This window comes from Stutzerimonas sp. LR2 (assembly GCF_055755175.1).
The window spans coordinates 208,350-222,090 of the sequence record NZ_JBVTRR010000003.1 but is presented as its reverse complement, the minus strand read 5'-3'; the positions used below and the strand labels follow the sequence as shown (position 1 = coordinate 222,090).

At 64.6% G+C, this 13,741-nt stretch carries 14 protein-coding genes; 11 read left to right on the top strand and 3 right to left on the bottom strand.

What is annotated here, in order from left to right; genetic code table 11:
• Window positions 1-2 precede the first annotated feature (2 nt).
• The 7 genes from ACVRRC_RS11845 to ACVRRC_RS11815 all read left to right on the top strand — a co-directional run bounded on the left by ACVRRC_RS11845 (window position 3) and on the right by ACVRRC_RS11815 (window position 6,795).
• Entirely contained in the window at window positions 3-719 is a 717-nt protein-coding gene (locus tag ACVRRC_RS11845) for a tellurite resistance TerB family protein (RefSeq protein WP_013983361.1), read from the top strand.
• A 124-nt stretch (window positions 720-843) separates the two neighbouring features.
• A protein-coding gene (prfB, locus tag ACVRRC_RS11840; protein WP_100218733.1) for a peptide chain release factor 2 occupies window positions 844-1,939 on the top strand; the annotation gives its coding sequence in 2 pieces (ribosomal slippage) (window positions 844-915 and window positions 917-1,939; 1,095 coding nt in all).
• Between the two features lie 63 nt (window positions 1,940-2,002).
• Window positions 2,003-3,505, top strand: a complete 1,503-nt coding sequence (lysS, locus tag ACVRRC_RS11835) for a lysine--tRNA ligase (protein WP_017246089.1) — start codon at window positions 2,003-2,005, stop codon at window positions 3,503-3,505.
• A 90-nt stretch (window positions 3,506-3,595) separates the two neighbouring features.
• A complete protein-coding gene (locus ACVRRC_RS11830; RefSeq protein WP_014597185.1) occupies window positions 3,596-4,891 on the top strand; it encodes a flavohemoglobin expression-modulating QEGLA motif protein in 1,296 nt (431 codons plus the stop codon).
• 52 nt (window positions 4,892-4,943) lie between these two features.
• Window positions 4,944-5,603, top strand: a complete 660-nt coding sequence (locus ACVRRC_RS11825) for a Bax inhibitor-1 family protein (protein ID WP_048329565.1) — start codon at window positions 4,944-4,946, stop codon at window positions 5,601-5,603.
• A gap of 58 nt (window positions 5,604-5,661) precedes the next feature.
• Entirely contained in the window at window positions 5,662-6,408 is a 747-nt protein-coding gene (locus ACVRRC_RS11820) for a TIGR00266 family protein (RefSeq protein WP_013983357.1), read from the top strand.
• Between the two features lie 60 nt (window positions 6,409-6,468).
• Window positions 6,469-6,795: a hypothetical protein gene (locus ACVRRC_RS11815; RefSeq protein WP_013983356.1), complete on the top strand. Its 327-nt coding sequence runs from the start codon at window positions 6,469-6,471 to the stop codon at window positions 6,793-6,795.
• An 85-nt stretch (window positions 6,796-6,880) separates the two neighbouring features.
• Here ACVRRC_RS11815 and lptF read toward each other — a convergent pair whose 3' ends face one another.
• The 3 genes from lptF to ACVRRC_RS11800 form a co-directional block, all read right to left on the bottom strand.
• Complete coding sequence (lptF, locus tag ACVRRC_RS11810; protein ID WP_011913855.1) at window positions 6,881-7,663, bottom strand: lipotoxin F family OmpA-related lipoprotein LptF; 783 nt, start codon at window positions 7,661-7,663, stop codon at window positions 6,881-6,883.
• 50 nt (window positions 7,664-7,713) lie between these two features.
• Entirely contained in the window at window positions 7,714-8,106 is a 393-nt protein-coding gene (locus tag ACVRRC_RS11805; protein WP_011913854.1) for a DUF4398 domain-containing protein, read from the bottom strand.
• Between the two features lie 279 nt (window positions 8,107-8,385).
• Window positions 8,386-8,727: a hypothetical protein gene (locus tag ACVRRC_RS11800; protein ID WP_011913853.1), complete on the bottom strand. Its 342-nt coding sequence runs from the start codon at window positions 8,725-8,727 to the stop codon at window positions 8,386-8,388.
• Between the two features lie 256 nt (window positions 8,728-8,983).
• On the opposite strand from ACVRRC_RS11800, the gene ppc reads away from it, so the two are divergent.
• The 4 genes from ppc (at window position 8,984) to ACVRRC_RS11780 (ending at window position 13,731) form a co-directional block, all read left to right on the top strand.
• A complete protein-coding gene (ppc, locus tag ACVRRC_RS11795; protein WP_011913852.1) occupies window positions 8,984-11,623 on the top strand; it encodes a phosphoenolpyruvate carboxylase in 2,640 nt (879 codons plus the stop codon).
• 242 nt (window positions 11,624-11,865) lie between these two features.
• On the top strand, window positions 11,866-12,513 hold the full coding sequence (gene adk / locus ACVRRC_RS11790) for an adenylate kinase (protein WP_011913851.1): 648 nt from the start codon (window positions 11,866-11,868) through the stop codon (window positions 12,511-12,513).
• Between the two features lie 131 nt (window positions 12,514-12,644).
• The gene (gene tsaB, locus ACVRRC_RS11785) at window positions 12,645-13,322 is read left to right on the top strand and encodes a tRNA (adenosine(37)-N6)-threonylcarbamoyltransferase complex dimerization subunit type 1 TsaB (RefSeq protein ID WP_106443520.1); all 678 of its coding nucleotides are present in this window, start codon (window positions 12,645-12,647) and stop codon (window positions 13,320-13,322) included.
• Between the two features lie 64 nt (window positions 13,323-13,386).
• Window positions 13,387-13,731 (top strand): hypothetical protein, encoded by a 345-nt coding sequence (locus ACVRRC_RS11780; RefSeq protein ID WP_017246084.1) that lies wholly within the window; start codon window positions 13,387-13,389, stop codon window positions 13,729-13,731.
• Window positions 13,732-13,741 lie beyond the last annotated feature (10 nt).

Here is a 13,741-nt window from a genome sequence, read left to right as displayed (position 1 = left end):
CGATGAAAACCAGTGGCCTTCTCGATCAGCTGCTCAAGTCAGGACAGGACCTGCTGCAGAAGCAGCAATCCGGCATGGGCGGCAAACCCGGCGGTGGGGGTTTGAGTGACCTGCTCTCCGGTGTCGGCGGCGGTTCGCTCGGCAAGGCGCTTTCCGGTAGTGGCAACAGCGCGCTGGCCGCCGGCGCCATGGGCCTGCTGCTGGGCAATCGCAAGATGCGCAAGATGGGCGGCAAGGCGGTGACCTACGGTGGGCTGGCGGCACTCGGCGTGCTCGCCTACAAGGCTTACAGCAATTGGCAGGCGCAGCAGGGCGCGGCGGCGCAGCAGACGCCGCAGACCATCGATCGGCTGCCGCCGGCCGAGGTCGAGGTGCACAGCGAGGGCATTCTCAAGGCACTGGTGGCAGCAGCCAAGGCCGACGGCCATGTCGATGCCCGCGAGCGTCAGCTGATCGAGGCGGAGCTGGGCAAGCTGGCCGATGCTGATCTGCAGCAGTGGCTGGAGGCCGAACTGAACAAGCCGCTGGACCCGGCCGACGTGGCCAGTGCCGCCAGCACCCCGGAGATGGCGGCCGAGATGTACCTGGCCAGCGTACTGATGGTCGACGAGGAGCATTTCATGGAGCGTGCCTACCTCGACGAACTGGCTCGCTGCCTGCAGCTCGATCCGCAACTCAAAGGCGAACTGGAAAGCCAGGTACGTGGTGTCAGTGCCTGACCAGCCATCATGAGGGCAAATCCGTTTCCTGACCGTCCGCCGGCACGCCCAGCGGGCTGTCAGCACGGGTTGGCTGAGTTATAATCGCCGGCTTTTGCACCGTCCGATTGAGAGCTGCCTACCTATGGAAATCAACCCGATCCTCAACAGCATCAAGGACCTGTCCGAGCGCACCCAGTCAATTCGGGGGTATCTTTGACTACGATCAGAAGCATGATCGTCTCGTCGAAGTAAACCGCGAACTCGAAGACCCGAACGTCTGGAACAAGCCCGAATACGCCCAGAGCCTGGGCCGTGAACGCGCCACCCTGGCGCAGATCGTCGAAACTATCGACGACCTGACCGGTAGCCTGGCCGATTCGCGCGACCTGCTGGAAATGGCCGCCGAAGAAAACGACGAAGGCGCCGTGAACGACATCGTGGCCGAAGTCGAGCGCCTGCGCGAAATTCTCGAGAAGCTCGAGTTCCGCCGCATGTTCAGCCACGAGATGGACCCCAACAACTGCTACCTCGATATCCAGGCTGGCTCCGGCGGTACCGAGGCCCAGGACTGGGCCAACATCCTGCTGCGCATGTACCTGCGCTGGGCCGACAAGCGCGGCTTCAGCGCCGAGATCGTCGAGCTGTCCGAGGGTGAGGTCGCCGGCATCAAGGGCGCCACCGTACACATCAAGGGCGAATACGCTTTCGGCTGGCTGCGCACCGAGATCGGCGTGCACCGCCTGGTGCGCAAGAGTCCGTTCGACTCCGGCGCCCGTCGCCACACCTCGTTCTCGGCGGTATTCGTATCGCCCGAGATCGACGACAAGGTGGAGATCGAGATCAACCCGGCCGACCTGCGCATCGACACCTACCGCTCCTCTGGTGCCGGTGGTCAGCACGTCAACACCACCGATTCGGCAGTGCGTATCACCCACGTGCCGACCAATACCGTGGTGGCCTGCCAGAACGAACGTTCCCAGCACGCGAACAAGGACACCGCCATGAAGATGCTGCGGGCCAAGTTGTACGAGCTGGAAATGCAGAAGCGCAACGCCGCCTCTCAGGCGCTGGAAGACAGCAAGTCGGACATCGGCTGGGGCCACCAGATCCGTTCCTACGTGCTCGACGACTCGCGCATCAAGGATCTGCGTACCGGCGTGGAACGCAGCGATTGCCAGAAGGTGCTCGACGGCGACCTCGACGGGTACCTCGAAGCCAGCCTCAAACAGGGGCTCTGAGCGCAGCCGCACGCCTCAAGCCGCAAGCACCCCATTGAAACGATTTGACCGGGACGACCCGCAATGAGCGAACAACCGCTGAACCAGCACGCCATCCAAGAGGAAGAAAACAAGCTGATTGCCCAGCGCAAGGAAAAGCTTGCTGCCGTGCGTGAGCAGGGCAATGCCTTCCCCAACGACTTCCGTCGTGACAGCTATGCAGGCGACCTGCAGAAACAGTACGCCGAGAAGACCAAGGAGGAGCTGGAAGCGGCCGCCATTCCGGTCAAGGTCGCCGGACGCATCATGCTCAACCGCGGGCCGTTCATGGTGCTGCAGGACATGAGCGGGCGCATCCAGGTCTATGTCGATCGCAAGATGCTGCCGGCCGAGCAGGTCGAGGCGGTCAAGCACTTCGACCTGGGCGACATCATCGCCGCCGAGGGCACCCTGGCGCGCTCCGGCAAGGGTGACCTGTACGTCTACATGAACAACGTGCGGCTGCTAACCAAGTCGCTGCGCCCGCTGCCGGACAAGTTCCACGGCCTGACCGACACCGAGCAGCGCTATCGTCAGCGCTACGTCGACCTGATGGTGAACGAGGAGGTGCGCGAAACCTTCCGCGTGCGCTCGAAGGTCATCGCCCACATCCGCAAGTTCCTCGCCGAGCGTGACTTCCTCGAAGTGGAAACGCCGATGCTGCAGACCATCCCTGGCGGCGCCGCGGCCAAGCCATTCGAAACCCACCACAACGCGCTGGACATGCCGATGTTCCTGCGCATCGCGCCGGAGCTCTACCTCAAACGTCTGGTGGTCGGTGGCTTCGAGCGCGTGTTCGAGATCAACCGCAACTTCCGTAACGAAGGCGTCTCGACCCGGCACAACCCCGAGTTCACCATGCTCGAGTTCTACCAGGCCTATGCCGATTACGAAGACAACATGGACCTGACCGAGGAGCTGTTCCGCGAGCTGGCCCAGGCCGTGCTCGGCAGCACCGACGTGCCCTATGGCGACAAGGTGTTCCACTTCGGCGAGCCCTTTGCGCGCCTGTCGGTGTTCGACTCCATCCTCAAGTTCAACCCGGAAATCTCGGCCTCCGATCTCAATGATCTGGAAAAGGCCCGTGCCATCGCCAAGAAGGCGGGCGCCAAGCTGCTCGGTCACGAAGGCCTGGGCAAGCTGCAGGTGATGATTTTCGAGGAGCTGGTCGAGCACAAGCTGGAACAGCCGACCTTCATCACCGAGTATCCGTTCGAGGTCTCGCCGCTGGCCCGGCGCAACGATCGCAACCCCAACGTCACCGACCGCTTCGAGCTGTTCATTGGCGGCCGCGAGATAGCCAACGCCTATTCCGAGCTCAACGATGCCGAGGATCAGGCCGAGCGCTTCCACGCCCAGGTGGCCGACAAGGACGCCGGCGATGACGAGGCCATGCACTTCGACGCCGACTTCGTTCGTGCGCTGGAATACGGCATGCCGCCGACCGCCGGCGAGGGCATCGGCATCGACCGTCTGGTGATGCTGCTGACCAACTCGCCGTCGATCCGCGACGTGATCCTCTTCCCGCACATGCGCCCGGAACTCTGATCCACTGAGCCTCGACCCACCCGCGGCGTGCCGACTCCGGCCGTTGCGGGTATAACCTCAAGGGTACGGGGCATCCGTGAAGAGGGACTGATGAACAGCCGTAACAATCTGGACGAGTATCAGACCATCGTACGCGGGCTGTCCGACCGCATCGTCGAGGCGCAGACGCCGGTGCGCGTGCTGGACGCGGTGAAGTGGGACGACGCGACCCGCCAGGCGTTCTTCGCCGCCAAGGGCCGCGAGCTGCCCCAGATCGACCGCGCCTACTACGAAGGCCGTCCGCTGGCCTTCGACTCCAGTGCGAAGAAGCAGGAATTCCAGGACATCGAGCGCGACATCACCCGTCAGCTCGGCCAGTTCAACCCGGTCGGGCAGATCATGCGGCGCATGTGCAAGGAATACCGCATGGTCATCCGCATGCTCGAGGCGCGTGGTACGCCGGATTTCGGCATGATCTCCCAGGAACTCTACGGCGCGGCGTCCGACGCCTTCCATGCCGGCGACCCAACCCTTGCCGACCTCGGCCTGATGCTCTCCGACTACCTGAACAACATTGCCGATCGCGGTGACCTGCGCGACGAGCCGAAGAATCTCACCGCGCCGCAGGCCGTCGAGCTGCTGCAAAAGCGCCTGGACGTGGTGTTTGGCGAAGGCGAGGGCGTGATCCGCGTCTTCGAGTCCGACGGCATCCTCGCCGATGCAGCCGCCGGTGCCGACTACATCAAGATCCGCAGCGACGCGCTGTTCAACGAGCGTGACGTGCGCGCGCTGGAGGTCCACGAAGGGCTGGTGCACGTCGGCACCACGCTCAACGGCCAGAACCAGCCGATCTGCACCTTCCTCGCCAAGGGCCCGCCATCCTCCACGGTGACCCAGGAAGGCCTGGCAATCCTGATGGAGGTGATCGCCTTCGCCTCCTACCCGACGCGTCTGCGCAAGCTGACCAACCGCACCCGCGCCATTCACATGGCCGAGGAGGGCGCCGACTTCTTGGAGGTGTTTGCCTTCTTCCGCGAGCAGGGCTATGGCGACGACGAGAGCTACAGCAACGCCAGCCGCGTGTTCCGCGGCTCGACACCGGATGGTTTGCCCTTCACCAAGGACCTGTCCTACCTGAAGGGCTTCATCATGATCTACAACTACATCCAGCTAGCCGTGCGCAAGGGCCAGCTCGAGCAGATTCCGCTGCTGTTCTGCGGCAAGACCACGCTGGAAGACATGCGCACGCTGCGCCAGCTGGTGGACGAGGGCATGGTGGTGCCACCCAAGTACCTGCCACCGCAGTTCCAGGACCTCAACGCGCTGTCGGCCTGGATGTGCTTCTCCAACTTCCTCAATCACCTGAGCCTGGATCGCATCGAGGCGGACTACGCCAACATCCTCTGAGCCGACTCGACGCAGGCCCCGAATCAATCATCACGCAAGGAAGCGTAACGACATGCAAAACCCCGTCTTTGCCCGCCGGTCCAGCCCGCTGGACCGCACCCTTTCGGCTGGCGTCTACAACCTCGTCATCGGTCTGACCCTCTGCTGGGGCTTCTGGATCAACTGGTGGATGGTGGGAAACATCCCGGTCGAGTCCATTCGCAGCATCCATCCCTGGTTGTTCGTTGGCGGCTACTTTGCCAGCTGCCTGACCGGTGCCTGGCTGTTCCACAGCTCTGACAAGCCCTGGGTGAGCTTTCTCGGCTACAACCTGGTGGTGGTGCCGTTCGGGCTGATCGTCAACCTGGTGGTCAGCCGCTACGACAGCGCGCTGGTGTACGAGGCGATCCGCATCACCGCGCTGGTCACCCTCGGCATGATGCTGCTCGGCACGCTGTTTCCGCGCTTTTTCGCCAGCATCGCCAGCGCACTGACGATCGCGTTGCTGCTGGTGATCGTCGTCGAGCTGGTCGAGGTGTTCATCCTCGGCATCCACCACGGCGTCATCGACTGGATCGTGGTGCTGATCTTCTGCGGCTATGTGGGCGTCGACTGGGGGCGGGCTAACCAGATTCCCAAGACGCTGGACAACGCCATCGACAGTGCGGCCGCGCTCTATATGGACATCATCAACCTGTTCCTGCGTATCCTGCGCATTCTCGGGCGCAAGTAAGGCGAGGGCAGCTGAGGCCGCTGTCGCCGCGCTGCAATCACAGGATCAGGAGCTCGCCGTGGCCAGTCACGAACTCGAATACGAAATCCTCGGACAGTCCGCGCAGAGCGTGGAAATCATCCTCGATCCCGGCGAGACGGTGATCGCCGAGGCTGGTGCGATGAACTACATGACCGATGGCGTGCGCTTCGAAGCACGCATGGGCGATGGCTCGGCGAGCGGTGTGCTCGGCAAGCTGTGGGGCATGGGCAAGCGGATGATCACCGGCGAATCGCTGTTCCTCACCCATTTCACCAACCAGGGCAAGGGCCGCGCGCGGGTTGCCTTTGCTGCGCCCTATCCCGGTACCGTGGTGCCAGTGGACCTTGCCAGGCTGGGCGGCGAGCTGATCTGCCAGAAGGACGCCTTTCTTTGCGCGGCCTACGGCACACGGATCGGCATCAGTTTCAGCAAGCGTATCGGCGCCGGCTTCTTCGGTGGCGAGGGCTTCATTCTGCAGCGTCTGCAGGGCGATGGCCTGGCCTTCATTCATGCCGGCGGCACGGTGATCCGCAAGGAGCTGAACAACGAAACCCTGCGCCTGGATACCGGCTGCCTGGTGGCCTTCACGCCGGGCATCGACTACGACATCCAGCTGGCCGGTGGGCTGCGCAGCATGCTGTTCGGCGGCGAAGGACTGCTGTTGACGACGCTGAAGGGCACCGGCAGCGTCTGGATCCAGAGCCTGCCGTTCTCGCGGCTGGCCGAACGGGTCTACGAGGCGACCTACCAGGCTCGCGGCGAAACCCGTGCCGGCGGCAAATGAGCCGCCTGCGTCGCCGTCGAATTTGCCACAATGGCGCTCTTTGCCCTGATGAGATCGTCCATGTCCGAACGCAATCCCATTCCGCTCATCCTCACCGCCATCGGCAGCGTCGTCGGCACGGTCGCCGTGCTGTCGTACTACGGCTATCTGCATATCGCCAAGCCAGAGGACGCATTGCTGCTCGCCGACTACACCATGCTCAAGACCGTTCCCGGTGAGGATTACCGCGTGTCGTTGCAGCCAGCATCGCAAGTGGCGCAGTGCATCGACGGCGTGCTGGTGCTGTTCGATACCGAGCAGAAGGGGCTTACCGGCGTCCTGGTGGACAACAAGAAGCGCGCGGTGCGCTGCATGGAAGAGCCGGTGCCTGGCGGGCTGCTGCGCTGAGCGGACGGCTCTGCCCGCGGCCGCGGACATAAGAAAACGCTCCCGACGCAGGGCTGCGTCGGGAGCGTTCGTTACGCGGGGCTGATCAGCGCATCGACGAGCGGGGCGCCACCGGCTTGTTGTCGTCGGAGATCGTCACCTCGACCCGGCGGTTCATGGCACGACCGGCCGAATCGCTGTTGCTGGCCACCGGATACTCCTTGCCGTAGCCCTGGGAGACGATGCGCTGCGGGTCCACACCCATCTTCACCAGCGCCATGCGAACCGCATCGGCTCGGCGCTCGGACAGACGCTGGTTGTACTCGGCCGAACCGGTACTGTCGGTGTAGCCCTCGACGATCACCTTGCGCTCCGGGTTGTCGTTGAGGAAGTCGGCGAGCTTCTGCACGCTGCGCATGCCGCCAGGCTTGAGCTCGGCGCGGTCGTAGTCGAACAGCACGTCGCCAAAGGTCACCAGGGTGCCGCGTTCGGTCTGCTTGGCCTGCATGTCTTCCTGCAACTTGCGGATCTGCGCCTCGCGCGCTTCCAGACGTGCCTCGGCGCGCTGTGCCGAGGTCTTGCCCAGTTCCTCTTCGGCGCTGCGCAGGGCAATGGTCTGTTCGGCCAGCTCGATGCGGCGCTTGGTCAGGTAGGCCAGTTGGTCTACGGTCTTCTCGTCGGCATCGTTCAGATAGGCCTTGTTGGCCTTGTCCAGCATGTTGCCGGCGTCCTGGGTCTCCAGCGCGGCCAGCTTGCTGGCGCGAGAGTCAGCCTGCAGTGCGGAGTAGCTGCTGCGAGCGTCTTCGAGGTTCTGATTGGGCTGGTTGGCGCAGGCCACCAGGCCAATGCTCAGAGCCAGAAGAGTCGGTAGGGTTACGAGCTTGTGCATGACGAATTCATCCTTTGTGCAATAAATGGAATGTCGAACCTGATGCGGGCTCAGCGAACGTTGCGCATGCCTTCTTCGCGCAGCTCACGGATTCCCTGCTGTGCGTCCTCGACGGCCTTCTGCGCCTTGGCCGCTTCGGCCTTGCGCTCGGCGACGCGGGCATCCCATTCGGCCTGTTCGGCCAGCTTGCGGGCTTGTTCGTAGTTTTCCTTTTGCATGGCCAGTTCGGCCTCTTTCCATTTTTCCTGCGCGGCACGCATCTCCACGGCGGCGTACTCGGGGCCGCCCGCGCTGACTGCGCTGCGCACAGCCGATTCGGTCACCGCAAACTGCTCGGTCGGTGGGTTGCCCGCACAGGCCGTCAGCAGCAGGCCGCCCAGTGCGATGGCTGCAAGCTTGGGTAGCTGGAATCTCGAAGCGTGGGTTGCGACAGCTTTGTTCATGGTCAGTCTCCAGTTCGAATTGCTTAACGGATAGCTACCGTCCCTGGCCGGGCAGTGGGCTGATTAGGGCACTACCGATGTCGGGACATATTTTTGTGAGGCCGGACGGCGCCAAACGTTCCGTCGAAATGGCGGGCTAGAGCGGTCGTCAGCGAAACGGAGGGGAAGCGAGGACGCAGCGAGGGCAGTGCCACGCGGAATTCCGCGCGGCATCACGATAAGGGTAGGGCGGGCACCGTCGGCGCTGCCCGTCCGCGGTCGATAGTGGCGGGCGATGACTCAGCTGGCGGCGTCTGGCTCGTCCAGCATGCGCTTGAGGTGCTTGCGCGACAGCTCGAGAAAGCGCGGGGTGGGTCCCACGTCTTCATAAACCGGATCGCCCTGTTCGTCGGTCGCGATCACGTGTGTGCCGCGCACGTAGGGCAGGCTGGTTTCGACTGCTTCGAGAGCGGCGCCGACCAGTTCGCCGAGCAGCGCCTCGGTGCTGCGCTTGGGGTACATCTCGGCCAGGGCGGCCAGCCGTGCCGCGCTTTCGACATCCAGCGGGATGCTGTAGGTGGTATGGCTCATGCGGCCCTTGGCGTCGCGTTCCCAATGGCTGACAAGCTCGGAAATTCTCATGGTTACTCCTTAATGCCCGCGCACACGAGCGGTGATGGCGGTGATGACTGTGGCTTGCGTGCCGCTGCCCACGCGCGTTAGCCATCGATGCCTTGTCATGGCGGTGCGCGGTGGGCACTCTGGTTGGAGATAATTTCAGCGTAGCCGTTCAGGATCGTTTGCCCAGCGAAGCGTCTGATGCATAGCGGCGAAACGGTCGTGCAAGCCTGGCGAGGCTCGCGAAACTCATGGGCTACTGGCGGGAGGAGCAAAGGTCATGGCGAAAATCATCGATGCGCGCCTGCGCGACAACGTACACCTGCTCGGCGAACTGTTGGGCAATACCATCCGCGCGCAGCATGGCGATCAGTTCTTCGACAAGATCGAGCGCATCCGCAAGGGCGCCAAGGCTGCCCGCAAGGGCTCGGCAGAGGGCGCACAGCTACTGGCCGAAACGCTCGACAGTCTCGACGAGAGCGAACTGCTGCCCATGACCCGGGCGTTCAACCAGTTTCTCAATCTGGCCAATATCGCCGAGCAGTACCATCAGGTGCGCCGGCGCGCCGCAGGCGAGCCGGCGCCGTTCGAGATCGGGGTGTTCGCCGATCTCATCGAGCGTCTCAAGGCGGCCGGGCACGACAACGAGTTCATCGCGCGGCAGGTCAGCCGCCTGGAAATCGAACTGGTGCTCACCGCGCATCCCACCGAGGTATCGCGCCGCACGCTGATCCAGAAGTACGACGCCATCGCCCAGCAGCTGGCGGCACGGGATCACACCGATCTCTCCGACGCCGAGCGGGCGAGCATCGAGTTGAGCCTGCAGCGCCTGATCGCCGAGGTGTGGCACACCGAGGAGATACGTCGCAACCGGCCGACCCCGGTGGAGGAGGCCAAATGGGGTTTCGCTGCCATCGAGAATTCGCTGTGGAAGGCGGTGCCCAACGTGCTGCGCCAGACCGACGCGACCCTGCACCGCCTCACCGGCCTGCACCTGCCATTGGAGGCCGCGCCGATCCGCTTCGCCTCCTGGATGGGGGGCGACCGCGACGGCAACCCGAACGTCACCGCGATGGTGTCGCGCGAGGTGCTGCTGACCGCCCGTTGGGTGGCCGCCGATCTCTACCTACGCGAGATAGAAGGGCTGATTACCGCGCTGTCCATGCGCGAGGCCAGTGACGAACTGCTGCGCCAGAGCGGCGACTCGGCCGAGCCCTATCGCGTCTTGCTCAAGCCGCTGCGCCAGCGCCTGCGGGCGACACGTGAGTGGGCCCGCGCGGCCATCGAGCACGGCCAGCCAGCGCCGGCGGAAGTCCTGCAGGATTGCGCCGAGCTGCGTCGTCCGCTGGAGCTGTGCTACCGCTCCCTGCACGCTTGCGGCATGGGGGTGATCGCCGATGGCGCTCTGCTCGACTGCCTGCGTCGCCTGGCCGTGTTCGGCCTGTTCCTGGTGCGGCTGGACATTCGCCAGGATGCGGCCCGTCATGCCGCCGCGCTGGCCGAGATCACCGATTACCTCGGGCTAGGCGACTATCAGCAGTGGGACGAGCAGAAGCGCCTGGACTGGCTACAGCACGAGCTGGCCAATCGGCGCCCGCTGCTGCCGGCGCATTACCACCCATCCGCCGATACCGCCGAAGTGCTCGCCACCTGTGCAGTGATCGCCGAAGCGCCAGCGGCGTCGTTGGGTTCCTACGTCATCTCCATGGCTCACGCGGCCTCCGATGTGCTCGCCGTGCAACTGTTGCTTAAGGAGGCCGGCCTGCAGCGACCGATGCGCGTGGTGCCGCTGTTCGAGACCCTCGATGACCTGAACAATGCGGCACCGACCATCGACCGTCTGCTTTCCCTGCCGGGCTATCGCCAGCGCCTGCATGGCCCCCAGGAAGTGATGATTGGCTACTCCGATTCAGCGAAGGACGCCGGTACCACGGCGGCGGCCTGGGCCCAGTACCGGGCCCAGGAACAACTGGTGGAGGTCTGTCGCGAGCACGGCGTCGAACTGCTGCTGTTCCACGGCCGCGGCGGCACCGTCGGGCGCGGCGGTGGTCCGGCCCATGCAGCGATCCTGTCGCAGCCGCCGGGCTCGGTCGCCGGGCGCTTCCGCACCACCGAGCAGGGCGAGATGATCCGCTTCAAGTTCGGCCTGCCGGATATCGCCGAGCAGAACCTCAACCTGTACCTCGCGGCGGTGCTCGAAGCGACGCTGCTGCCGCCACCGCCCCCTGAACCCGGCTGGCGCGAGACGATGGATCGGCTTGCCGCCGAGGGTGTTGCGGCCTACCGCGGCGTGGTGCGCGAGCATCCGCTGTTCGTCGACTACTTCCGGCAGGCGACGCCGGAGCTGGAGTTGGGGCGCCTGCCGCTGGGCAGCCGGCCGGCCAAGCGCCGCGAAGGCGGCGTCGAGAGCCTGCGGGCGATCCCCTGGATCTTCGCCTGGACCCAGACTCGCCTGATGTTGCCGGCCTGGCTGGGCTGGGAGCAGGCGCTGCACGGGGCGCTGCAGCGCGGGGAGGGCGAGCGGCTGGCTGAGATGCGAGCGCGCTGGCCATTCTTCAGTACGCGCATCGACATGCTGGAGATGGTGCTGGCCAAGGCCGACGCCGACATCGCGCGGCGCTACGACGAGCGTCTGGTGCAGCCTGAGCTGCTTTCGCTGGGTAGCGATTTGCGTGACCGATTGTCGCAGGTCATCGAGGCGGTGTTGAGCCTGACCGGCCAGTCGGATCTGCTCGATCACAGCCCCAAGACCCAGGAGGCATTCAGTTTGCGCAATACCTACCTGGACCCGCTGCACCTGATGCAGATCGAGTTGCTGGCGCGTTCCAGGCAGCGGCAAGGCCCGGCGGAGAGCCCCCTCGAGCAGGCCCTGCTGGTCAGCGTGGCGGGCATCGCGGCCGGTCTGCGCAATACCGGCTGAGCGCAGCACGGGGCGCTGGCGGCGGCGTCATTGCACGCCGCCGTTGTGCGCAACTCGCGTCGAATCGCCGCATTTATGAGGGCCGATAGACCTTTTCGGGACGGCTTGTGCCGCCCCGGTGCGCTGTGTATCGTGTTCAACCTTTTGTCGCATGGCGGCAAACCAGAATTTTTGATTCGCCAGCGACGAGCCGGAACGGCCCGCTGGCAATCACCCCTTCCAAGAAACTCGAGGATTCATCCATGCGTGTGATTCTGCTGGGAGCGCCCGGTGCCGGCAAAGGTACCCAGGCAGGCTTCATTACCAAAAAATTCGGTATTCCGCAGATCTCCACGGGCGACATGCTGCGTGCGGCTGTCAAGGCTGGCACCGAACTTGGCCTCAAGGCCAAGAGCGTGATGGATGCAGGTGGACTGGTATCGGATGACCTGATCATCAACCTGGTCAAGGAGCGCATCGCGCAGCCGGATTGCGCCAACGGTTTCCTCTTCGACGGTTTCCCGCGCACCATTCCCCAGGCCGAGGCGCTGAAGGAAGCGGGCGTGCGCATCGACAACGTGATCGAGATCGCCGTCGATGACGAGGAAATCGTCGGCCGTATCGCCGGTCGTCGTGTACACCCGGCCTCGGGTCGCGTCTATCACACCGAGCACAACCCGCCGAAGGTTGCCGGCAAGGACGATGAGACCGGCGAAGAGCTGATCCAGCGCGAAGACGACAAGGAAGAGACCGTGCGTCATCGCCTGTCCGTCTACCATGCGCAGACCAAGCCGCTGGTGGACTTCTACCAGAGCCTGGCCGCCGCCGAAGGCACGCCGAAGTACAGCCGTATCGAAGGTGTCGGTTCCGTGGAAGAGATCACCGCCAAGGTCTTTGCTGCCCTGAGCTGATCATTTCGAGCGACACGCGTCGATGATGCCCGTATCCCCGGATACGGGCATTTTCGTTTCCGGCTGCGCGACGCAACCCGGTGCGTGAATACGTTAGAATCGGCGCCTTTTTCACCGACCGGAACGCCCTGATGACCACTCTGCTGGCCCTGGATACCGCCACCGAAGCCTGCTCAGTCGCGCTTTTGCATGACGGCAAGGTAGCGAGTCACTACGAGGTGATCCCGCGCCTGCACGCCCAGCGTCTGCTGCCGATGGTGCAGGCGTTGCTCGGCGAAGCCGGCGTCGCGCTGTCGGCTGTGGATGCCATCGCCTTTGGCCGCGGGCCGGGCGCCTTCACTGGCGTACGCATTGCCATCGGGGTGGTGCAAGGGCTGGCGTTCGCCCTGCAGCGCCCGGTGTTGCCGGTGTCCACCCTGGCAACCATCGCGCAGCGGGCCTGGCGCGAGCAGGGCGCGACGCAGGTCGCTGCCGCCATCGACGCTCGCATGGACGAGGTCTACTGGGGCTGCTATCGCGAGCACGGCGGTGAGATGCAGCTGGTCGGTAGCGAGGCCGTGCTTCCGCCCGAGCAGGTCGTTCTGCCGCGCGCTGCCGGCGGCGACTGGTTCGGCGCCGGCACGGGCTGGGGCTATGCCGAGCGCATGCCGGTGGCGGCGCAGGGCTGCGACGCCGCCTTGTTGCCCCATGCCGAAGACCTGCTGCGCCTGGCCGCGTTTGCCTGGCAGCGCGGCGAGGCACTGGAGGCCGATCAGGCCCAGCCGGTTTACCTGCGCGACAACGTCGCGACGCCGAAAGGGATCAAATGACGCGAGCCGTTGCCAAAGCCATGGCCGCCCGTTAGAGTCGCCGGGCCTCTGATCGAGTCCAATGATGCGCGTCGATAGCTTCTTCCCTGTCCCCTATGCAACGGATCGTTCTGCCCGTACCGGCAGGGCGGCGGACAGCTATGGCGAAACCCAGCGCTTGGCGCAGGCTCAGCGCGGCGTCGATTCGCGCACCGGGCAAGACTATCAGCCCCAGGCCGATCGCCCGCAACAGCGGGTCAACTCCAGTGCGCTGGTGGAGCGCTACGCCGCCTTCCGCTATGACGAGCCGCAGCCCGAGCGGCCGCTTTCCAGTCGGGTTGCCCTGGCCCTGGCGAGCTATACCAGCACCGCCAGCATGCCAGTGGATCTCGACGGCACCGAGGTGCTCGGGCTCGACCTTTACGCCTGAGGCGCTTTCT